Here is a 21,652-nt window from a genome sequence, read left to right on the forward strand (position 1 = left end):
CAACCGGGCGGTGACTGAGCCTTACCTATCCTAAGCAGTCCCGTCCGACGGCGCAGCCCTTCACCCCAGTGCCTCAGCGACTCCTCGAGGCATCGCCTCAGCGCAGACAGAACCGGGCGCCACCGCCCGAGCACCGCTGCCCGCACAATGAGCGCACGTACAATGAGCGCAGGCACAATGAGTGCACCGGAAGAATACTAATGCGTCACTTTCCGACCGATGACGCAATTCATTGACGACACTCAACCGTGATATTGATTGCTGTTGAGTTGCAGGAATCTCACCGTGATTCTCTGTGGAATTCCTTAATGCTACCGTGTCAAGGCCCATGACCCTAAAACTGAGGTAGCGCTTCATGCTTCGCCGATTCTTTGTCCGCTCACACCGGCGGGAACTGACGTCATCACGTCAACCCTCACGCCAGTCTCGTCGGAGACTGAGGAGCGGCGCCGCCATCTCGACATTTGCCCTGATTGCCGGCGCACTGGGCACAGCGACGCTCCCGGCTCCCCCGGCTGAGGCCGTTCACGGCAATCCTGCCGGAGGATCGGGAAAATACACCCAGGTGATCGACTGGATCGACTGGACCGAGATGACTAATACCTTACCCGGGAAAGGCACGAGAATCCTTCCCGACGGAAGCACCGGCGTGGTCTGGTCGACTCCCTCACGGATCTCCGGCGATAAGTGGCGAACCAGTCGATGCACCCTATCCAATGTGCGCACCACTGCCGTGGGAAAGAATGAGACGGGGCTGCCCACGGACCGGGGCCTGAGTGTCGGATACTATCCGGGTAACTGGAGGGGAGACGGCCTGGCTCGCCTTTACAACGACGGCACCAACTACACCGCCGGGGTTGCCAAGAAGCCCTATGCGACCTCATCGAACCTGCCTCTGGGCATTGCCAACCTGAGGGACTCCTCTACACAGCAGTTCCAGATCGAGTGCAGCGCCTACCTGGTGACCTCCGCCTCCCAGCCTGCGAAGAGCCAGCTGGAGCACTTCCCCAACAAGGTGGAGGTTCCGATGGAGGGTATCGTCTTCGCCGATGCTGAGGCCTCGAGCTGGCACATCCCGAACGGCCAGAAGGAGTACATCTCCGTTTCCCCGATCCCCTACGTCGCCTCCCAGAACGTCACCTACCGCCTGTTGGAGAGCGCCCGGCCACCGGGATGCATCACGAACTCCGTCGTGGGCAAGGTCTCCGTCTCCACCCCTGTTGGTAACCGGCCCGGCGTCAAGCTGCGCCCGGACGACGCCGAGTGCAGCGCCAAGGTTCCCAACGGCTACGGCCCCTCCTCGGTCATGCTGCTGAGCAACATGCGCACCGGCTACGTCGAGATCCACGGAGGCGGTCGAGGCGCCGTCGCCTTCGGTGTCGTCTCCTACATGGACTACGGCGACGCGCCTGAGAGCTACGGTGTTGCCGGCAGCGCGTTCCAGCCGGCCTGGAGCGGTGGGGAGCTGTCTGACAGCGGAGAGCGCAACATCGCCCGCGGCAAGGCACCGTATGAGGGCGACGCCGGAGACTGGTACAACCTGAGTGCGGCAACGGACCAGGGCAACGTGGCCACCACGAACTCCGCCGTCGTGCGTCTGGGTGCCCTGACGGACCACGATGACACCATCACCCACAGCGCTGACGCCTCGAGGGACAACACCACGGATATTGATGACGAGGACGCCCTGCCCGCCGGCTGGGACCGCGTCATCTGGACCGATATCGGCCAGAAGTGGAGCCAGGAGATCACCTGCTCGGGCAGCAACACCAAGATTGCCGGCTGGGTGGACTGGAACCGGGACGGCACCTTCTCCGCCGGTGAGCGCTCCGCGGTGACCTCCTGCTCCAGCGCCGGTAAGGCCACTGTGACCTGGACCGTCCCCCAGGACGCCAAGCGGAGCACCATCAATGGCAACGGTGCGGCCACCTTCATGCGTCTGCGCATCACCGGCGCCCCGCCCAACGGACGGGAAGCCGAGGACCCTCAGCCCACTGGCATCGCTGTCAACGGTGAGGTCGAGGACCACCAGGTGCAGGTCCAGCTGCCCAACCTGTCCCTGGTCAAGCAGGTGGACAACACCGCGGCCGGCTCCCTGGGTCTGTCCGCCAAGGACTGGACGCTCACGGCAACCCCCAAGCGCGGTAAGACCGCCTCAGGCGCCGGCGGCTTCGACTCCGCTTACCTGCCCCAGGGCCAGACGGTGCTGTCGGAGTCCTCATCGTCTCCCAAGTCGGCCGGGTACAAGGCCGCCGTCTCCTGCGTGCCGCACCCGAACTCGGATATCAGGACTCCGTCGTCGACGGTCAACTCCGCCTCCAAGACTCTGGATCTGGCCACCGGTGAGTGGATGCAGTGCACGATGGTCAACACGGCTCAGCCCGGTCAGGTCATCTGGAGCAAGGTCGACGACGCCGGCAACCCGCTGGCGGGGACCGTGTTCACGCTGGCCTCCCCGGCGCTCAACGGCGGTCAGAAGGAAGTGACCGACTGCGTCGTCACCGGTGGGAAGGCCACGTGCCCCAATGGCTCGGTGGACCAAGACCCTCGTGCCGGGTTCTTCAGGGTCTCCGGGCTCACCTGGGGCAACTACTCCATCACTGAGACCCAGGCGCCGGCCGGCTACCACCTGTCCTCCACCACCCTGACCAAGACCCTGGACGGATCGGCGCCGGCCGCGGGCACCGACGACGACACTCCCACCCTCGACCTGGGTCAGGTCACCAACACCCGGATCAAGGGGTCGGCCACCTGGACCAAGACCGATGAGCGGGGCAACCCCATCAAGGGTGCCCAGTGGTCGCTGGTTCCCCTCGACTCCAACGGTCGGCCCCAGCCGGACCAGGCCCGCACCATCACCGACTGCGTGGGCACCTGCGCCCAGGGCAGCCTGGACACCGATGGGAACCCCGGCGCCTTCAAGCTGGCGGAGCTGGGCTACGGCTCCTACGGGCTCATGGAGACCAAGCCACCGACCGGCTACATCCTGGACGCCACCCCCCGCACCATCACCATCTCCTCCCAGGGGCAGGTCGTGGCGCTGGGCAAGATCTCCAACCGCAAGTCGGCGGTGCCCGCCATCCCCTTCACCGGAGGGAGCGCGGCCGACACCTTCCTCATCGCCGGTGGGGCGGTGCTGGGGATCACGGCCCCGGTCATGATGATCCAGGCCTACCGACGCCGGCGGGCCCTGGACTCATGACCTGAGCGAACCATCGGGACGCACGTGATGGGCCGCAGACACCACGGTGTCTGCGGCCCATCGGCGTCAACCGCATCAGGCCGGATGCCTCACAGGAGCGGGAGGAGGATGTCGGTGACAGCGTCGACGGGCGGGGTGGTCGCCGGGTCGGTGAGATACTCCTCGATGATCGGATGGTCTCGCGGCTCCTCGCCCGAGCTCGGCAGCCACTGACCGTAGAGCCACCGGTAGGCGGCATGCATCGAGGAGTAGGGGCCGATGTAACGCATGATCGCGTGCCGGCCGGCCGGCACCACCCTCTCAGCAAGGCCGTGGGGAATCCTCATACCGGGGTCGACGACGGTTCCAGCCGCCGAGCGCAGATCAGCCGGAGGAACGGCGTCGGGATCGTCCTCATAGATGGCAACCATCAGACTCCCGGAGCCCACACGGTCTCTGACTCGGCTGAAGGCCCGGCCGATATCCAAATAGGAACCACGGTGCTCGGATACGGCAAGTCGATAGCCGCGGCGAGTCTCCACGCGCACCGCCCACCCCGGGTCCTGACTCACCGACGACGTCGATCCCGAACCGCAACTCATCGCCGGTGAATCGATCGATGCCGGGCGTCCATCGATGCGGAATCGACTGGGAGTCGTCCCATAGGAGCGGAGAAAGGCCCGACTGAACACCTCGGTGCCAGTGAACCCAGCTTTCCAGGCGATCCGTTCCACCGGCCACGAGGTCTCTGTGAGCATGGCGGCCGCTCGCTCCAGGCGGAGACGACGTACGGTCTGAGCGGCCGTCTCTCCGCGCACCGCCCGGTAGATGCGGTGCCAGTGATAGCGGGAGAACCCGGAGACGCGAGCGAGAGTCTCCAGGCTGAGGTCGTCGTCGAGATGCGCGTAGATGTAGTCGGTGACAACGTCGAGGTGGTGCAGGTACTGCTCGGCCCTCATGTGTTCGGAAGGACCCCGATGGACAGGTGGATCGAGCCGTCCGGAGCGTAGTACTCGTAGTCGGCCCGATAGTCACGGGCCAGGTCCTCGCGGGCCCAGACATCCACCCACGCGTCATAGACACTCTCCGGCCGAACATCAGCCAGCGTGACGATCTCGTGAGTAGAGGCCGGGACCGTCACAGTCACCTGGCCAGGGGGAACCGGACCTCCGGCCTCGATGCGCCTACCGATGACGAGGGTGTAGACACCGTCGACATCGTCACCGGGAGTCTCGTAGTCGGTGTAGACCGCATAGATGCCGGGGCCGACGCCGGGCTTCTCGGGTGCGAGGAGCCCGGCGTCGGCAGCGGCCTGCCAGTGAGGAGGGATGGTTCGGGCTGCCTCTCGGTTCGACGTCCGAAGAGGCAGGCCAACAACGTCGAAGGAGCCGATCGTTTCTCTCATGCGCACCATGATGCTCTTACGGCGCCCTGAGCTCACTGACGAATCTTGCGGACCTGGACGGGTCGTCAGTCCTGCGAGTGGGTCAGAACGATCTTGCCGGTGGTGGTTCCCGCGCGCACCGCGGTAACGGCCTGAGCGGCCTCCTGGATCGGGAGGCGGTCGGTGACGTGGACCTGGAGCTCTCCGGAGGCCACAAGCTCCACCGCGCGCCTCAGGTGGCCTCCGACGAGTCCTGGGTTCGCCTGGCTGAAGGCCCCGAGGTTAAAGCCGATGACGCCAATGCCCCGCAGCCACAGCGACGTGGTGCTCACCTGCTGGACCTCCGCCTGGGAGGCGTCCCCCAGCGCGAGGAGCCGTCCTCCCGTACGCAGCAGGTCGAGGCTGCGCAGCCTGGCCGGGCCGGCCACCGGGTCGGCGACGACATCGAACTGGGCGGGGTCGGCCTCGGAGAGGTCCTCGGTCAACCAGGCCTCGTCATAGCCCAGGTCCAGGATCTCCTGGCGCTTGGCCTCGCTGCGGGTGACGCCGACGACGCGGCCCGCACCGAGCAGTCGGGCCACCTGACCCATCTGCGATCCGAGGCCGCCGGCGGCGGCGTGGACCAGCACGCTCTCGCCGCGGCGCAGGTGGGCGATCTCCTCCAGGGCGACGAGCGCCGTCGTCGAGTTGGCCGGAACTGCGGCGGCCAGGATCGGATCGAGTCCCGCGGGGAGCGGTACGACGAGCTCCGCGGGGGCCACGGCGACCTGCCCGTAGCCGCCACCTCCGGTGATGGTCAGGGCGACCACGGCGTCCCCAACCCGATAGTCATCCACCCCGTCGCCGAGGGCGCGGACCCGGCCGCTCACCTCCAGCCCGGGAGTCCAGGGCAGGTCGATGGGCACGAGGCCCTCGGTGAAGAGCGCCTCGACGTAGCCGACGCCGGCATGGTCCACATCCACGGCGATCTCGCCCGGTCCGGGCTCAGGGGTCGGAGCCTCCTGGTACCGCAACCCGGACGCCGGACCATCGAAGCTGACGATCTGCATGGCCTTCATGAGCAACACCTTCCTGTATCAGTCATCGACACAGTATCAGATACCTGATACACGACACGGAGCAGCCCCGTTGCGATTCGCTGAGCCAGTGGTGATCGTAGGTCCGTGAACGCCTTGATCGTCGATGTCTCGGCCGCTACTCGGCGATGAGGTTGTCGCGCAGGAGGGAGGTGACGCGCCCGAGCATCTCGGTGAGCTGCTGACGCTCCTTGGCGGTGAAGGACTCGGCCATGCGCTGCTCGATGCGGCGTGCAACCTTGTCGGCGCGCAGTAGCAGGGCCTCACCCTCGGTCGTGAGTGAGGCGATGAGGACCTTGGCGTGGTCGGAGGAGGGGTGACGGGTGACGAGTCGTTTCTGCTCCAGTTTGGCGATGACGGTGGCCATCGTCTGCGGAGTGACCGCGGCGGCCCTGGCCAGCTGGGCCGAGGACTGCTCGGGCACGTAGTACAGGGAGAGCATGGCCGCGTACTGGGCCACGGTGAGACCGAAGCTCCTGAGGGCCTCGGTCTTGGCGGCCATCATGGCTTGCTCGGCGGACTTGATGTGTAGGCCGAGCCGCACCTCGGTGTCCTCGACGAGTTCGCGACGTCCTCGCCTCGGGGGCGGAATGTCAACGGTGCGGCTCACGGCGTTCATCCTAGGAGGCCTCGTCATCGGGGAAGAAGATCTCCTCGATGGTCAGGCCGAAGACGCGAGCGATGGTGAAGGCCAGGGGCAGGGAGGGGTCGTAGCGCCCGGCTTCCAAAGCGTTGACCGTCTGGCGAGAGACACCCAGCTCCTCGGCGAGCCGAGCCTGAGTCCAGCTGCGCTGGGCGCGCAGCACCTTGAGATCGTTCCTCACCGGTACCGCCAGGAGGACCACAGCATCCCGACACCGAAGAACAGAGCCCACGCACCGCCGACCCAGATGAGACTGACTCGAGGAGCCCCCACCTCCTCCAACAAGCTGTAGGCGATCGACGCGATGACTGTCCCCGCTGCGGAAATAACAAGCGCTTCCATCACCTTGCGCGCCTGCATCTCATCCGCCTCGCGCACTAAGCGCATCATCGCCCACGCGCAGATGAGGACACCAAGCATGGGAAGCAGTGCGAAGGCGAATCGCCATGGGTCGCCTTTCATGGATCGCGCCCATCTCAGGCCGACCAGAACTCCGACGGAGTAGAGAACGGCGCCGACAGTGAATCGGATGGAGTAGGCAGTACCTACCTTACGCTCGATAGTCATGGCTGCCTTCCGTCCATGGAGACAATGAAACGGATCAGTTGCCGGCGATCGACCGGATCAACCCTGACCACAACACGAATGATAGGGTCACCCTGTCATCAAGTCAAGGTCGCTTGACTTCCCGACGATGTCCTCCCGACCTCCCTGTTGTCATCAGGTACGCACTGCCCAGGGCCGTGCCGGCGATGACCGGGAAGGCGGGGATCACCCACCGGTGGGGGCGCACCTCGACCCCATGAGCTCGCAGCGTCCGCTTCGCGAAGATCCAGAAGGGCAGGACGAACGGCAGCGCCGTCACCACCCCCGGGGTGTAGCGCCGGGCCAGAGCCGCTGAGCCCAGGTGGCTGAAGGTGTGCATGCCGTAGCCGTAGAGCGCGGCCTGGTAGACGGGGGAGCGTCCGCGGGTGCGGTAGCCGTCCATGGAAGCAGCAGCCATGAGGACACCCATGAGACCGATCCCCAGGTAGACCTGCTCGCGCGAGCAGCCGTGACGTCGGATGTCCTCGGGCAGGAAGGGGACCTTGTCGAAAAGCGGGTGCGTCCAGCCCGGCATCGTGGCCAGCTCCTCGAGGTCATGAGCCAGCCACGAGAAGAACAGTCCCCCAGTCGCCAGTGACACAGGATCCATCACAGTCACCTCCAGTAATCACGGTACCGGAGAAAGAATCCCCGAGGCGGACCACCACGGCCCATCTCAGGGATCAAGGAGTATAAGAAACAGTGGTGGAGCCAACGGGACTCGAACCCGTAACCCCCTGCTTGCAAAGCAGGTGCGCTACCAATTGCGCCATGGCCCCTTAGGGAGGATGCTCACCGGTTCCGTCAGCTGCTAGTCAACGGGGTCGGTGACCTCGGCCCACGCGGCCCGCTCCATACGGGCCGCCTCGAACCTGAGCCACGCGGCATAACCCGCAGCGGCCAGGAACGAAAAGACCGCGGCTGATACGACTGCACGGTTCCTCATGAAACCTCCTCATCGTCTCACCGCGGACGGTGGGCCTAGCTGGACTCGAACCAGCGACCTCATCCTTATCAGGGATGCGCTCTAACCAACTGAGCTATAGGCCCTTGCGACCGGAGAAGATTAACCTGTCCGGCTATCGCAGACCAAATCCGATCACTCGTCCGCAAGCGTGAGATGGATCCCACCGACGAGGGTGGCGGTGATGTTGTAGAGAAAGGCGCCCAGCGTGGTCAGAGCGGTCACCAGCACGATATCCACCACGGCCACAATCGTGGAGACGGCCAGTGCGCGCGGCAGCTCGAGGTAGGCCACGATCGCGGAGAAGGTGTTGGAGCGCTCACCGGCGACCGTCTTGACAAGCTCCTCGATGGTGGAGAAGACGTGCATGGCGTCGAGCATGAACCACACGACCGCCGTGGCGACGATGAGCATGATGCCCGCGGCGAAGCTGAGCAGGAAGCTCGCCTTCATCACTGACCAGGGGTCGACCCGGGTCAGGGCCAGACGCACGCGGCGCGGCCCGGCGATGGTCTTCTTGCTCTTCTTGCTCTTGCCGCCCGACGCGCTGCCGGAGGCATCCGCGCCACCCACAATGGATGCGGCACCTGCGGACTGCCCACCGTCAGGGGACATGGAAACCGGCTGGCTCATGCTTCGACCTCACTCTCGTTGTCTTCCAACGCTACCGTGTCCGCCGCTGAGTCCGCAGGAGAGTCGCCAGTGTCACCTTCCGGGGCCTGGAGAGCCTGGGTCTGGTCGGTGGAGTCCGCAGAGTCGGCACTCGGGGCGCTATCGGCGGCATCGACCGCCTCCTCCATGTCCCGTTCAGTGCTACGGGCCACCGCGATGATGCGGTCTCCGGCGTCGGGCTTGGCGAAAGTCACGCCCTGCGTGGTCCGACCGGTCCGCGAGACCTCGACGACGGCGGAGCGGACCACCTTGCCCGAGGCCATGATGCACAGGACCTCGTCACCGGAGTCGGTCACCAGGGCACCCACGAGGTTGCCTCGGGCCTCGACGAGGTTGGCGACCTTGACGCCCAGGCCGCCACGGCCCTTGACGGGGTAGTCGACGACGTTGGTGCGCTTGGCGTAGCCGCCCTCGGTGACGACGAACAGGTCCGCGTCCTGCCAGGAGGGGTCGACGACGTCCATGGCCAGCAGGTAGTCGTCCTCACGGAAGCGCATGCCGGTGACACCGCTGGTGGCCCGGCCCGTGGGCCGCAGGGTGTCGTCGTCGGCGTGGAAGCGCAGCGACTGGCCGGCGCGGGAGACCAGCAGGAGGTCCTGCCCGGTGCTCAGGAGGCGGGCGGAGACGAGCTCGTCGTAGTTGCCCTCCTCGTCCTGGCGCAGGTTGATGGCGATGACGCCGCCGGAGCGGTTGGAGTTGTACTCGCTCAGGCGGGTCTTCTTCACCAGGCCGCGGCGAGTGGCCAGGACCAGGTAGTCGGCCTGGTCGTAGTCCTGCAGCTCCATGACCTGGGCGATCTCCTCGCCGGGCTGGAAGGCCAGGAGGTTGGCCACGTGCTGGCCCTTGGAGTCGCGCCCGCCCTCGGGCAGCTCGTAGCCCTTGGCGCGGTAGACGCGGCCGTAGTTGGTGAAGAACAGCAGCCAGCGGTGCGTCGTGGTGACGAAGAAGTGGTCGACGACGTCGTCCTCGCGCAGCGTGGCCCCGCGGATTCCCTTGCCGCCGCGGTGCTGGGAGCGGTAGGAGTCGGTGCGGGTGCGCTTGGCGTAGCCGGAGCGGGTGATGGTGACGACCACGTCCTCCTCGGGAATGAGGTCCTCCATGCTCATCTCGCCGTCGAAGGGCACGATCCGGGTGCGGCGCTCGTCGCCGTACTTCTCGACGATCTCTGCCAGCTCGTCGGAGACGATGCCCCGTTGGCGCTCCGGGGAGGCGATGATCTCGCGCAGGTCCTTGACCCGGGCGCGCAGCTCCTCGGACTCCTCCTGGATCTTGAGGCGCTCCAGAGCGGCCAGACGGCGCAGCTGGAGGGAGAGGATGGCCTCGGCCTGGGCCTCGTCGACGTCCAGCAGCCCCATGAGGCCGGTGCGGGCCTCCTCGGTGGTGGGCGAGCGCCGGATGAGCGCGATGACGGCGTCGAGGGCGTCGATGGCCTTGAGCAGGCCCTCGAGGATGTGGAGACGCTCCTCGGCCTTGCGCAGGCGGAAGCGGGAGCGGCGCACGATGACGTCGATCTGGTGGGCGACCCAGTGGCGCACGAAGCCGTCCAGGCTCAGGGTGCGCGGCACCCCGTCGACCAGGGCGAGCATGTTGGCCGGGAAGTTGTCCTGAAGCTGGGTGCGCTTGTAGAGGTTGTTGAGGACCACCTTGGCGACGGCGTCGCGCTTGAGGACGATGACCAGTCGCTGACCGGTGCGCCCGGAGGTCTCGTCACGGATGTCGGCGATGCCGGTGACCTGGCCGTCGCGCACGAGCTGGGCGATCTTGTCGGCCAGGTTGTCGGGGTTGACCTGGTAGGGCAGCTCGGTGACCACCAGGCACTGGCGGCCCTGGATCTCCTCGACGTTGACCACGGCCCGCTGGGTGATGGAGCCGCGGCCGGTGCGGTAGGCGTCCTCGATGCCCCGCCGGCCCAGGATGGTGGCGCCGGTGGGGAAGTCGGGTCCGGGGATCCGCTCGATGAGGGCGTCGAGCAGCTCCTCGCGCGAGGCGTCGGGGTGCTCGAGGTACCACTGGGCTCCGCGGGCGACCTCGCGCAGGTTGTGCGGCGGGATGCGGGTGGCCATGCCGACGGCGATGCCTTCGGAGCCGTTGACCAGGAGGTTGGGGAACCTCGACGGCAGGATGACCGGCTCCTGGTTGCGTCCGTCGTAGTTGTCCTGGAAGTCAACGCTGTCCTCGTCGATGTCCCGGAGCATCTCCATGGCCAGGGGCGCCATCTTGCACTCGGTGTACCGGGGTGCGGCGGGCCCCAGGTTGCCGGGGGTGCCGAAGTTCCCCTGGCCGGCCACCAGCGGGTAGCGCAGCGACCACCACTGGACCAGGCGGGCCAGGGCGTCGTAGATGGCGCTGTCGCCGTGGGGGTGGTAGGTCCCCATGACGTCGCCGACGATGCGCGAGGACTTGGAGAAGGAGGCGGTGGGGCGGTAGCCGCCGTCATACATGGCGTACAGGACGCGGCGGTGGACCGGCTTGAGCCCGTCACGCACGTCGGGCAGGGCCCGGCCCACGATGACGCTCATCGCGTAGTCGAGGTAGGAGCGTTGCATCTCCATCTGGAGGTCGACCGGCTGGATGCGCTCGGGGGCGGGTGCGTTCGTCGCTCCCTCGTCGCCGATGATCTCTTCAACTTCGTCGCTCACAGGATTCCTTCGTGTTCAGAGGAGGTCGCCGGCCGCGGGCCGGCGCTTCACGTGTGGCTCGGTGCCGCTCAGATGTCCAGGAAGCGGACGTCGGAGGCGTTGCGCTGGATGAAGGAGCGCCGCTGCTCGACGTCGTCGCCCATGAGGATCGCGAAGGTCTCGTCGGCGTCGGCCGCCTCATCGAGCGTGACCTGCTTGAGGATCCGGGTGGTGGGGTCCATGGTCGTCTCCCACAGCTCGTGGTCGTTCATCTCGCCCAGACCCTTGTAGCGCTGGATTCCGCCGTCCTTGGGGAGGCGGCGGCCCTTCTCCTGTCCGGCGGCCAGGAGCTTGTCGCGCTCGGCGTCGGAGTAGGCGAACTCGTGCTCGGCGTTGGACCACTTGAGCCGGTAGAGCGGCGGCATGGCGATGTAGGTGTGGCCGTGCTCGATGAGGGGCCGCATGTAGCGGAACAGGAGGGTCAGCAGGAGGGTGGCGATGTGCTGGCCGTCGACGTCGGCGTCAGCCATGATGACGATCTTGCCGTAGCGCAGCTTGGCGATGTCGAAGTCCTCGCCGATTCCGGTGCCGAAGGCGGTGATGAGGCTGCGGATCGTGTCGGAGGACAGGGCCCGGTCCAGGCGCGCCTTCTCCACGTTGAGGATCTTGCCGCGGATCGGCATGATCGCCTGGTGCTCGGGGTCGCGGCCGCCGACGGCGGAGCCACCGGCGGAGTCTCCCTCGACGATGAAGATCTCGGAGTCCGCGGCGTTCTTCGAGGAGCAGTCGCGCAGCTTGCCGGGCATGGAGGCGGACTCCAGGACGCCCTTGCGGCGGGTGGCCTCACGGGCCTTGCGGGCGGCCAGGCGCGCGGCGGCGGCCTGGGAGGCCTTGGTGATGATGGCGCGGGCGTCACCGGGGTGGGAGTCCAGCCAGTCGCCGAGCTGGGCGTAGACCGTCTGCTGGACGAAGGTGCGCGCCTCGGTGTTGCCGAGCTTGGTCTTGGTCTGGCCCTCGAACTGCGGCTCGGAGAGCTTGACGGAGATGACAGCGGTCAGCCCCTCACGGATGTCGTCACCGGTGAGGTTGTCGTCGCGCTCCTTGAGCAGGCCCTTGTCCCGGGCGTACTTGTTGACCAGGGTGGTCAGAGCCGTGCGGAAGCCCTCCTCGTGGGTGCCGCCCTCGGTGGTGTTGATCGTGTTGGCGTAGGTGTGGACCGACTCCGAGTAGGCGCTGGTCCACTGCATGGCGATCTCCAGGCTGATGGAGTGGTTCTCGCCCAGGGACTGCTCGGCCTCGAAGTCGATGATCTCGGGGTGGATGAGCTCGGCCTTCTTGGACTTGTTGAGGAAGGCGACGTAGTCGCGCAGGCCGTGCTCATAGCAGTAGGAGTCGGTGCGGAAGCCGACCTCGGGGGCGTCGGGGGCGGAGTCGTCCCCGGCGATCTCGTCGCCGGCGTCCTGGACGCCGAGGCGCTCGTCGGTCAGGGTGATGCGCAGGCCCTTGTTGAGGAAGGCCATCTGCTGGAAGCGACGGCGCAGCGTCTCATAGTCGAAGTCGACCGTCTCGAAGATGGTCGGGTCCGGGTAGAAGGTCTGGGTGGTGCCGGTGGAGTCGGTGGCCTCGCCCTTGACGAGCTCGGTGATGGGACGCCCACCGTCGGCGAAGGACATGCGCCACACGAAGCCCTGTCGGCGGACCTCGGTGTCCACCCGGGTGGACAGGGCGTTGACCACGGAGATGCCCACGCCGTGCAGACCGCCGGAGACGGCGTAGCCACCGCCCCCGAACTTGCCTCCGGCGTGCAGAATCGTCATGACGACCTCGACGGTGGGTTTGTGCTCGGTAGGGTGCTCGTCGACCGGGATGCCGCGGCCGTTGTCGCTGACGCGCACGCCGCCGTCGGCCAGGATGGTGACCTCGATGTGGTCGCAGTAGCCGGCCAGGGCCTCGTCGACGGAGTTGTCGACGACCTCGTAGACGAGGTGGTGCAGACCCCGCTCACCGGTGGAACCGATGTACATGCCGGGGCGCTTCCGGACCGCTTCGAGCCCTTCGAGGACGGTGATGTCCGAGGCTCCGTAATCGTGATTCACAGTGGCGTCCTGGTCAGACACGTGTCAGTTGCTCCTCAATCTGTGCGCATCGGGACCTCAGTGGTCCGATGTCTCCGTCCGGCCCCTTCACACGACGATCCTGAGGAGGATCGTGCGCACACGTAGGTGGGTACATCAGGACGGTCCTGGGCGCACCTTGGGCGGTTTCACCGCATTCTAGCGTAGATGGGCCCGTGAACCGTTGTGCCGTGAACAGCTGGGGGCGTGCCCGTGGTCACCTCTGTCCCGCGTGGATCGGCGCGCCGCCCGATTCCTGGCGCCCGAACCGTGTCTTTCCCACGACGACGGCCGCGGCCGGTGCGTTGACAATGATACCCGCGCCCCCGCTACCCGTAGGTATCGCGCGGACCGCGGGTGCCGCGCAGGCCGACTCCGCGGCGCTTCCAGGTCGGGCCGGCCGGCCCCAGGATCCGCAGCTCCACCGCGTCGCCGGTGCTGATCCCTCCGGCCTGGCGGCCGCCGGGCCCCGAGCGCAGGGCCTCGACGATCCTGGCCTCGATGGTGGGCTGGAGGAGCCGCAGTTGCTGGGCCCAGCTCGAGGACGAGGCGCGCAGGGTGATGCGACCGGCGTCGAAGGACTCGATGGTGCAGTGCTCGGCGACCTGATCGCCCACGATGGCCCGCCACCGGGCGACGACGCCGGCCACCGCGAGCTTTCCGGCCCAGCCGTTGTCGGCCACCATGCGGCGCAGCTCGCGCTTCCCGGTGCGGGGGTCGAAGGGGGTGGGGCCGGGCCGGTCGCGTCCCCGCGCCAGTCCGGGGCCGCGGTCGGCCGGGTCGTCGGGGTTCTGTCCCAGGGCCCGGGCCAGCTCGCGGCGTTGGTCCCAGGGCGCTGCCGGCTGTGCGTCCTTGCCCCCGGAACCGCCGGCCGGCTCGCGCAGCCGGCGGACGGGGACGCGGCTGTCGCCCTTCTCCCAGGCCTGGGCGCGCTGGCGGGTCAGGGCCCGCTGGGCCAGGACGTCGGGCAGTGGGCCATCGCCGGTGGGCGCGGAGGGCTCAGCCACGGGTGACCTCACCGTCGGCCACGCGGTACCGGGCGCCGGCGAGCTCGGCGGGGACGTCGTCGTCGACGGCGGCGGTCAGCAGGACCTGCTGGGCGCCGGCGACCATCTGGGCCAGGGCGCGGCGGCGCTGCTCGTCCAGGGAGGCGAAGACGTCGTCGAGGATGAGGACCGGCTCGCCGTCCCCGCCATAGGCGTCGACGTCGGTGCGCAGCATGTCGTACGAGGCCAGGCGCAGCGCGAGGGCCAAGGACCACTGCTCGCCGTGGGAGGCGAATCCGCGGGCGGGCAGACCGGTGAGGAACAGGCTCAGGTCGTCGCGGTGCGCCCCGACGAGGTTCGCGCCGCGGTCGATCTCGCGGGCGTGGAGCTCACCCATGGCGCTCTCCAGGCGCGTGGCCAGGGCGGTCTCATCCAGGAGCGTCTCCTCGCCGGCGAGCCAGGCCGTCTCGTCGTGGGGGTCGGGCTCCGGGTGTCCCTCGTGAGTCAGCAGGCTCGAGCGATAGGCGATCTGGGCACGGGAGCGCTGCCCACAGGTCCCCGAGACGGTCTCGTAGGCGGAGGCCACCCAGGGGCGCAGGCGCCGCACGACGTCGACCCGGGCGGCGATGAGCCGGGCGGCCGCCGCGGCGAGCTGGGCGTCCCAGACCTCCAGGGTGGAGAGCATGGAGGAGGTCGAGGAGCGGGCCGCGCGCGCAGACTTCAGGAGGCTGGCGCGCTGGGCGAGGATCTTGTCGTGCTCGGCGCGCACCCCGGCCAGGCCCGGGCGCAGCGTGACCGCCAGGTCGTCGAGGAAGCCCCGGCGGACCCCGGGCTCGGCGCGCACCAGGGAGAGATCCTCGGGGGCGAAGACGACCGCGCGCAGCACCCCGAGCAGGTCGCGGGGCCGGCAGCCGCCCCGGTTGAGGCGGGCCCGGTTCGCCTTGCCGGCAATGATCTCGATCTCCAGGACGCTGGGCCTTTCCCCGTGGACGGCCCGGGCACGCACGACGGCGCCGGCCGGCTGGGTCTGTCCCGGTGCCGCCCGTCGGACGAGGGCGGTGTCCGCGCCGATCCGGTGGGAGGAGAGGGTCGCCAGGTAGACGATGGCCTCGACCAGGTTGGTCTTGCCCTGCCCGTTGGAGCCGACGAAGGCGCTGGGGCCCGGCTCCAGGGACAGCACCAGGCTGCGGTAGGAGCGGAAGTCGTCCAGGGAGAGGTCAGAGACGTACATGCACCGTCGGGTCTCAGGCCCCGAAGCGGATCGGCATGAGCAGGTAGCGGAAGGAGGAGTCCTCGGTGCCCCCGATGGAGTCCATGCCGGTGAGCACCGCGGGCTTCGAGGCGTGGGTGAAGTCGAGGCGGACGTAGGGCTGGTTGAGGGCGCCCAGGCCGTCGAGGAGGTAGCCGGGGTTGAAGGCGGTGGAGATGTCGTCGCCCTCGAGGTGGGCGACGAGTTGCTCGGTGGCCTGGGCGTCGTCGCCCTGTCCGGCGTCGAGCTCCAGGTTGCCCTGGGTGAAGGACATGTGGATGGGGGTGGAGCGGTCCGCGACGAGGCTGACGCGGCGCACGGCGGCCATGAGCTCGTCGGTGCCCACGGTGGCGTGGATCGAGGTGGACTCCGGGAAGAGCCGGCGCACCGGCGGGTAGTCGCCGTCGGTGAGCAGGGAGGTGGTGCGCCGCCCGCCGGCCTCGAAGCCGATGAGGCTGGAGGCGGCCGACTCGCTGCTGAGGGCCACGGTCACGTCTCCGGAAGAGGTCAGGGACTTGGCGACGTCGGAGAGGGTGCGGGCCTTGAGCAGGGCCGTGGTGGACAGCTCGGTGTTGGACGGCGACCAGGTCAGCTCCCGCATGGCCAGGCGGTAGCGGTCAGTGGCCATGAGGACCAACGAGCTGCCCTCGACCTCGATCTGGACGCTGGTGAGCAGCGGCAGGGTGTCGTCGCGGGAGGCGGCGATGGAGACCTGGCCGACGGCGCGGGCCAGGTCGTGGGCGTCGATCGTGCCGGCGACGGCGGGCATGACCGGCAGTGCCGGGTAGTCGTCAGCGGCCATGGCCGCCAGGGAGAAGCGGGCCGACCCGCAGGAGACGGCGACCTTGTTGCCCTCGACCTCCAGGTCGACGGGCTTGTTCGGGAGTGCCTTGGCGATATCGGCCAGGAGGCGTCCGGAGACGAGGACGACGCCGTCCTCCTCGACGTCGGCGGCCACCTCACAGTGGGCGGAGACCTCGTAGTCGAAGGAGGCCAGGACGAGGCTGGAGCCCTTGGCCTCCAGCCTGACGCCGGCGAGCACGGGTACCGGCGGGCGGGCGGGCACGGATCGTGCAGTCCAGGTGACGGCTTCAGCGAGGATGTCTCGGTCAACCCTGAGCTTCACGGTAGGTGCCTCCGTCAATCGTGGTCGGTCGGCCGGTAGGCGTCGTGGCACTACTGAGCCGAGAAAAATACGTGGTGCCGGCAGGTCGCCGGCGGACAGTCGTCATGGGAACGGCGTCGCTGGGTACGCAGTCCTGGGTCGAGAGTGTAGACGGTAGTCCGTGGGAGTCACCCTGTCACCAGCGATCACCCATGCTCATCCCATGAGCCTTTCCGAATGACAAGCGCCCGGGGCCTGGTCCGGTCTCGTTGGCCGATCGTGCTTCGCGATTTCTTGTCATCTAGATCTGTAGGGGTAGTAGCACGTGTGGATGCTGGGGATAACAGGATTTTTCGCCGTCATGACGCCAGTGGCGCTGGGGAATGACACGTGGGTGGTTTTGGTGAGTCAGGCACCGTCCCGGTGGAGAGAGCGAATGACATCCCTGTCATTCCACAGTGGGGGTGCGCTACCTCCACAGCGACACGCTCGCTCCTCCACGTCCCCTCCTCAGCACCGTCCACAGCTGCGGTTGACGTGGTCCGGTGAAGGCACTCTTGGCAACCATCCGCGCCGCTCGTTCCTCGCGGCGCTCCCGCCAGTCCCGTCCACGCCTTCGAGCACCTTCACCGGACCACATCTGTCAATCGCGTGAATGATGCGTCCCGTCGTCGGCTCAGGAGGGTGACTGGGCGGCCTGCTTGATGCGGCTGGTCAGCTCGGTGACCTGGTTGAAGGTGGAGCGCCGCTCGGCCATGAGGGTGCGGATCTTCTTGTCGGCGCTCATGACGGTGGTGTGGTCGCGCCCGCCGAACTCCCGCCCGATCTTGGGCAGGGAGAGGTCGGTGAGCTCACGGCACAGGTACATGGCGATGTGGCGGGCCGAGACCATGGTGCGGGAGCGGTTGGCCGAGCACAGGTCATCGATGGTGATGCCGAAGTAGTCGGCGGTCTGGGCCATGATGAGGGAGGTCGTGATCTCCTGGCCCTCGGGGTCGGAGATGATGTCCTTGAGGACCATCTCGGCCAGGGTCTGGTCGACGGGTTGCTTGTTGAGGGAGGCGAAGGCCGTCACCCGGATGAGGGCGCCCTCGAGCTCGCGGATGTTGGTGGTGATGCGCGAGGCGATGTACTCCAGGACGTCGAAGGGCAGGTCGAGGCCCTCGGCGGTGCCCTTGCGGGAGAGGATCGCGATGCGGGTCTCCAGGTCCGGGGGCTGGACGTCAGCCAGCAGGCCCCACTCGAAGCGGGAGCGCAGGCGCTCGTCGAGCCCACCGAGGGCCTTGGGGGGCTGGTCGGAGGTGAGGACCACCTGCTTGCCCGAGGAGTGCAGGGAGTTGAAGGTGTGGAAGAACTCCTCGAGGGTCGACTCCTTGCCCTGGAGGAACTGGATGTCATCGACCAGGAGGATGTCGACCTCGCGGTAGCGGCGCTTGAAGCCCTCCATGCGGCCGTCGTCCTGGTTGCCGTCGCGCACGCAGGCGATGAAGTCGGAGACGAAGACCTCGGAGTTGACGTACTTGACGCGGATCCCCGGGTTGAGGGTCTGGGCGTAGTGGCCGATGGCGTGCAGGAGGTGCGTCTTGCCCAGGCCGGAGCCACCGTAGATGAACAGGGGGTTGTAGGCGCGGGCCGGGGCCTCGGCCACGGCCAGCGCGGTGGCGTGGGCGAAGCGGTTGGAGGAGCCGGTGACGTAGGTGTCGAAGGTGTATCTCGGATTGAGCTGGGAGACGTCGTGGGCCGCTGTGGGGGTCAGCAGCCCGGTGGGGTTCTGGGGGCCGGTGCCCCCGGGGCTGTAGGTGCCGGCAAGTCCCGACCTGCCGGGAAGGGACCCCGACATCGTCGACGGTGCTGAGGACGCGGAGGCCTGGGGTTGAGGCATCGGTGAGGGTGCGCTCGCCGAGTAGGGCGAGGGCTCGGCGAGCTGCTCACCGTAGGTGGGCACCATTGGTGCGGCGGGCGCGGCGGACACAGCCGATGCGGTGGAGGGCCCCGACGGCTGGGGTGGGACGGAGGGGGACGGGGAGGATGCCGGTGCGGGGGCGACGGTCGTCAGGTTGACCGGTTCGGGGGCCACCGGGTGCATGGGTGCCCGCGAGGCCTCCGAGGAGGTGTCGACCGTGACCTCCATGGGCATGGGGCGGCCCCAGACCTGGGTGATGGCGGCGCTGATGGGAGCACGTGCCTGCTCGACGATGTCCTTGGCGAAGGCCGATCCGACGACGAGGACGAGCGTGCCGTCGACGTCGATGAGATGGGTCATGCGGATCATGGACATCTTGCCCTGCCCCAGCTCTCCGGAGCTGGAGAGCACCTCGAGGGCTGAGAGCCATTTGGTATTGGCGGCGTCGGGCACGACGGACTCCTGATCAGCATGGTTGGTGAACCCGGTGACTGCAGCCCGACCGACGCCGGTCGGGACCCTGCGTCGATGATGACAGGGTTGTGTGGAACTGGCGAACCGGAAGGTCTTGACCGGGCGTCCCATCATGCTGGTTCTCCACAGCCTTGTCCACACCTGGGGACACACCGAGCGATGACTCACAGATAACGTTCAGAATAAACTCCGAAAACAGTAGGCATGGCCGGTTCCGATCATGTGCTGTCAGCCCGCGGAATGACACATGTGTCGTCATTGATGGGACTTTCGAGTCGGTACGCGCAGGTCCAGGAGTTATCCACATATCCGCAAGGGTGTGGACGCAGGACTTCCCACAGTCGTGGACACGAACGACCCCGCTTGTGGACGGAGTGTGGAGAGGGTGTGGATGACGCCACCGGTCACAGTGGTCACAGTCGGCCACATTCGTTTGACCGGCAAGAGGGCCAAACGTAGGCTGTTGCAGACGTTCGCGCGGAGTCAGGTCCCGAACCATGGGGCAGCCGCACGAGCGACAGTGCCGCGAACCTCGCGATGCACTGTTCCGATCACCTCAAGCAGGAGTTAAGCCCGTGAGCAAGCGGACCTACCAGCCGAACAACCGTCGTCGTGCCAAGGTGCACGGCTTCCGTAAGCGCATGTCCACCCGCGCAGGCCGCGCCGTCCTCGCTTCGCGGCGCCGCAAGGGCCGCGTTCGCCTCGCCGCCTGAGGTGCTCGGCGCGGCGCACCGATTAGCGCGGGGTGAGGACTTCACTACCGCGATTCGTCGGGGTACGCGCTGCGGGAACCGCAGGCTGGTCGTGCACTACCACGCCGGCGGGAGAGGGGATGACTCCCCGGCTCTCGTCGGCGTCGTCGTGCCCAAGAAGCAGGTCCCGTTGGCGACTCGCCGCAACCGCGTCAAGCGCCGGGTGCGAGCCCTCATGGCGCAGCGGGTCGGTTCCCTCGAACCGGGCGCCCGCGTCGTCGTACGCGGACTGGCAGGTGCCGACGGCGCCGACAGCAACACCCTGGGACGGGACCTGGACCGGCTGCTGAGCCGGTGCCGGGAGCGTCAGGACGAAGGGCGTCGGCGGTGAGCCGGCCGGTTGCGGGCGCAGCGATGGGCAGATGGTTGACACGAGTCCTTGTGGCTCCGGTGCGTTTCTATCAGCGCTTCATCTCGCCCGCCCTGCCGGCCTCCTGTCGCTACTACCCCACATGCTCGGCTTACGCCGTCACGGCGCTGGAGGTGCACGGTCCGATCAAGGGCCTGCTGCTGGCCCTGTGGCGTCTGCTGCGATGCAACCCATTGACCCGCGGTGGAGTCGATCATGTCCCGGACAGGGGGCAGTGGCGATACCACCATCCCCGTGACGTTCCGAGGTTCACGGTCGAGGACCCCTGACCGAACCCGCTGAACCGGCGGACACGACGCCGGCTCGAGCCCTGAGCCCACACTGATACCTCTCGCACGAGAACCCTCATACAAGGAGTACGGATGGACACGTTGCTGTGGCCCCTCAAGGTGGCCGTGGCCTGGGTCATGGTCACGATCCACAAGGCCCTGGTCCTCATCGGGTTCCCCGACGGACCGGGTATTGCCTGGGTGCTGTCCATCATCGGTCTGACGATCGTGGTGCGGCTACTCATCATGCCGCTGTTCGTCAAGCAGATACGAGCCTCCCGCGGGATGCAGCTCCTCCAGCCCGAGCTGCAGGCCCTTCAGGCCAAGTACAAGGGCAAGAAGGATCCCGAGTCGCGCCAGCGCATGAACGAAGAGATGATGGCGCTGTACCGCAAGCACGGGACCAACCCCATGGCCTCCTGCCTGCCGATTCTGGTGCAGATGCCCATCTTCTTCGCCCTGTTCCGGGTTCTGGCCTCCCTGGGCGCCGTCGCCGGTGGCACCTACGGACGTCCCTCGATCGGTCCGCTCACGCAGCAGCTGGCCGAACAGGTCCAGGCCTCCAGCGTCTTCGGCGCCAGTCTGTCCTCCTCCTTCCTGGGCAGCTCCGACACGCAGGTCAAGATCGTCACGGTCGCCATGATCATCATCATGTCGGTGACGCAGTGGTACACCATGGCGCAGCTGTCGATGAAGAACATGTCGACGGACTCCCTCAACTCCGACAACCCCATGATCCGTTCCCAGCGGATGATGCTGTACGTGATGCCGGTGATCTTCGCAGTCTCCGGCGTCAACTTCCAGATCGGTGTGCTCGTCTACTGGGTCGTCTCCAACCTGTGGACCATGGGCCAGCAGTTCTTCACCATCCGCAACATGCCCGCACCCGGCAGCGAGGCGGAGAAGAAGTACCGCGCCCGGATCAACGCCAAGCGGGCGCGCAAGGGCCTGCCCTCCCTGGAGGAGGAGGAACGGGCCGAGGCGATCGCCAAGGCCGAGGCCGAGGGACGTACCGGCGGCCAGCGGGTGCAGCCGGTGCGCAAGAACCGGCAGAAGAAGTCAGGCGGTCAGGGCGAGTCCCGCAGTGAGGCCTTCACTGACGACTTCGATGTCGAGCAGCTCGAGGACGCCGATGAGGACAAGGACTCGACGTCGGCCAAGAACGGTGGCCTCAGCGATGAGGAGATCGCTCGACGTCGTTATGAGCGCCGAGCTCGCCAGCGTCGAGAGGCGGCGGCTCGACGCAAGGCCCAGGCCAAGAAGAAGCACAACCGCTGAGACGTGCTCAGCGGCCAGATAACCCGGTT

The 21,652-nt window shown here is 67.4% G+C and carries 20 protein-coding genes and 2 tRNA genes; 5 read left to right on the forward strand and 17 right to left on the reverse strand.

All coding sequences use genetic code 11. The features are described 5' to 3' along the window. Positions 1 to 565: 565 nt before the first annotated feature. Positions 566 to 3,202, forward strand: coding sequence for a CshA/CshB family fibrillar adhesin-related protein (locus tag AXE84_RS04935; RefSeq protein ID WP_060957066.1), 2,637 nt, complete (start codon positions 566 to 568; stop codon positions 3,200 to 3,202). A gap of 89 nt (positions 3,203 to 3,291) precedes the next feature. On the opposite strand, the gene AXE84_RS04940 is transcribed toward AXE84_RS04935, so the two are convergent. From AXE84_RS04940 to dnaA, 17 genes are all read right to left on the reverse strand, one after another. After that, positions 3,292 to 4,140, reverse strand: a complete 849-nt coding sequence (locus AXE84_RS04940) for an AraC family transcriptional regulator (protein ID WP_060957067.1) — start codon at positions 4,138 to 4,140, stop codon at positions 3,292 to 3,294. Beyond that, positions 4,137 to 4,586, reverse strand: a complete 450-nt coding sequence (locus tag AXE84_RS04945) for a GyrI-like domain-containing protein (RefSeq protein WP_060958161.1) — start codon at positions 4,584 to 4,586, stop codon at positions 4,137 to 4,139. Before AXE84_RS04945 ends, AXE84_RS04940 begins: the two co-directional genes overlap by 4 nt. Before the next feature lie 65 nt (positions 4,587 to 4,651). Continuing rightward, complete coding sequence (locus tag AXE84_RS04950; RefSeq protein ID WP_060957068.1) at positions 4,652 to 5,623, reverse strand: quinone oxidoreductase family protein; 972 nt, start codon at positions 5,621 to 5,623, stop codon at positions 4,652 to 4,654. 136 nt (positions 5,624 to 5,759) lie between these two features. After that, entirely contained in the window at positions 5,760 to 6,260 is a 501-nt protein-coding gene (locus tag AXE84_RS04955) for a MarR family winged helix-turn-helix transcriptional regulator (protein WP_060957069.1), read from the reverse strand. A 1-nt stretch (position 6,261) separates the two neighbouring features. Further along, positions 6,262 to 6,465: a helix-turn-helix transcriptional regulator gene (locus AXE84_RS04960; RefSeq protein WP_010612892.1), complete on the reverse strand. Its 204-nt coding sequence runs from the start codon at positions 6,463 to 6,465 to the stop codon at positions 6,262 to 6,264. Further along, entirely contained in the window at positions 6,462 to 6,851 is a 390-nt protein-coding gene (locus AXE84_RS04965; protein ID WP_060957070.1) for a hypothetical protein, read from the reverse strand. Before AXE84_RS04965 ends, AXE84_RS04960 begins: the two co-directional genes overlap by 4 nt. 103 nt (positions 6,852 to 6,954) lie before the next feature. Beyond that, complete coding sequence (locus AXE84_RS04970) at positions 6,955 to 7,479, reverse strand: HXXEE domain-containing protein (protein ID WP_060957071.1); 525 nt, start codon at positions 7,477 to 7,479, stop codon at positions 6,955 to 6,957. A 93-nt stretch (positions 7,480 to 7,572) separates the two neighbouring features. Next, positions 7,573 to 7,648, reverse strand: a tRNA-Ala gene (locus AXE84_RS04975). Between the two features lie 32 nt (positions 7,649 to 7,680). After that, entirely contained in the window at positions 7,681 to 7,815 is a 135-nt protein-coding gene (locus AXE84_RS13055; RefSeq protein WP_009396342.1) for a DLW-39 family protein, read from the reverse strand. 30 nt (positions 7,816 to 7,845) lie between these two features. Further along, positions 7,846 to 7,919: transfer RNA gene (locus tag AXE84_RS04980), tRNA-Ile, on the reverse strand. Positions 7,920 to 7,968: 49 nt separating this feature from the next. Next, positions 7,969 to 8,466, reverse strand: a complete 498-nt coding sequence (locus AXE84_RS04985) for a DUF3566 domain-containing protein (protein ID WP_029316099.1) — start codon at positions 8,464 to 8,466, stop codon at positions 7,969 to 7,971. Next, complete coding sequence (gene gyrA, locus AXE84_RS04990) at positions 8,463 to 11,144, reverse strand: DNA gyrase subunit A (protein WP_060957072.1); 2,682 nt, start codon at positions 11,142 to 11,144, stop codon at positions 8,463 to 8,465. The genes AXE84_RS04985 and gyrA overlap by 4 nt, the downstream gene beginning before the upstream one ends. A gap of 68 nt (positions 11,145 to 11,212) precedes the next feature. Beyond that, positions 11,213 to 13,240 carry a DNA topoisomerase (ATP-hydrolyzing) subunit B gene (gene gyrB / locus AXE84_RS04995; protein WP_009406855.1) on the reverse strand — a complete coding sequence of 676 codons (2,028 nt, stop codon included), beginning with the start codon at positions 13,238 to 13,240 and terminating at the stop codon, positions 11,213 to 11,215. Between the two features lie 326 nt (positions 13,241 to 13,566). Next, positions 13,567 to 14,244 carry a DciA family protein gene (locus tag AXE84_RS05000; RefSeq protein WP_208854576.1) on the reverse strand — a complete coding sequence of 226 codons (678 nt, stop codon included), beginning with the start codon at positions 14,242 to 14,244 and terminating at the stop codon, positions 13,567 to 13,569. Then, on the reverse strand, positions 14,237 to 15,454 hold the full coding sequence (recF, locus tag AXE84_RS05005) for a DNA replication/repair protein RecF (RefSeq protein WP_060957073.1): 1,218 nt from the start codon (positions 15,452 to 15,454) through the stop codon (positions 14,237 to 14,239). The genes AXE84_RS05000 and recF overlap by 8 nt, the downstream gene beginning before the upstream one ends. A gap of 13 nt (positions 15,455 to 15,467) precedes the next feature. Continuing rightward, positions 15,468 to 16,598: a DNA polymerase III subunit beta gene (dnaN, locus tag AXE84_RS05010; protein ID WP_003788502.1), complete on the reverse strand. Its 1,131-nt coding sequence runs from the start codon at positions 16,596 to 16,598 to the stop codon at positions 15,468 to 15,470. A 655-nt stretch (positions 16,599 to 17,253) separates the two neighbouring features. After that, the gene (dnaA, locus tag AXE84_RS05015) at positions 17,254 to 18,933 is read right to left on the reverse strand and encodes a chromosomal replication initiator protein DnaA (protein WP_060957074.1); all 1,680 of its coding nucleotides are present in this window, start codon (positions 18,931 to 18,933) and stop codon (positions 17,254 to 17,256) included. A gap of 596 nt (positions 18,934 to 19,529) precedes the next feature. On the opposite strand from dnaA, the gene rpmH reads away from it, so the two are divergent. From rpmH to yidC, 4 genes are all read left to right on the forward strand, one after another. Beyond that, positions 19,530 to 19,667: a 50S ribosomal protein L34 gene (gene rpmH, locus AXE84_RS05020; protein WP_003788507.1), complete on the forward strand. Its 138-nt coding sequence runs from the start codon at positions 19,530 to 19,532 to the stop codon at positions 19,665 to 19,667. A gap of 52 nt (positions 19,668 to 19,719) precedes the next feature. Further along, complete coding sequence (gene rnpA / locus AXE84_RS05025; protein WP_236750209.1) at positions 19,720 to 20,037, forward strand: ribonuclease P protein component; 318 nt, start codon at positions 19,720 to 19,722, stop codon at positions 20,035 to 20,037. Between the two features lie 23 nt (positions 20,038 to 20,060). Then, positions 20,061 to 20,345, forward strand: coding sequence for a membrane protein insertion efficiency factor YidD (gene yidD / locus AXE84_RS05030; RefSeq protein WP_029316102.1), 285 nt, complete (start codon positions 20,061 to 20,063; stop codon positions 20,343 to 20,345). Positions 20,346 to 20,438: 93 nt separating this feature from the next. Further along, a complete protein-coding gene (gene yidC / locus AXE84_RS05035) occupies positions 20,439 to 21,623 on the forward strand; it encodes a membrane protein insertase YidC (protein WP_060957076.1) in 1,185 nt (394 codons plus the stop codon). Positions 21,624 to 21,652: the final 29 nt, after the last annotated feature.

The sequence above is a fragment of the Actinomyces oris genome (assembly GCF_001553935.1).
Taxonomy (GTDB): Bacteria; Actinomycetota; Actinomycetes; order Actinomycetales; family Actinomycetaceae; genus Actinomyces; species Actinomyces oris_A.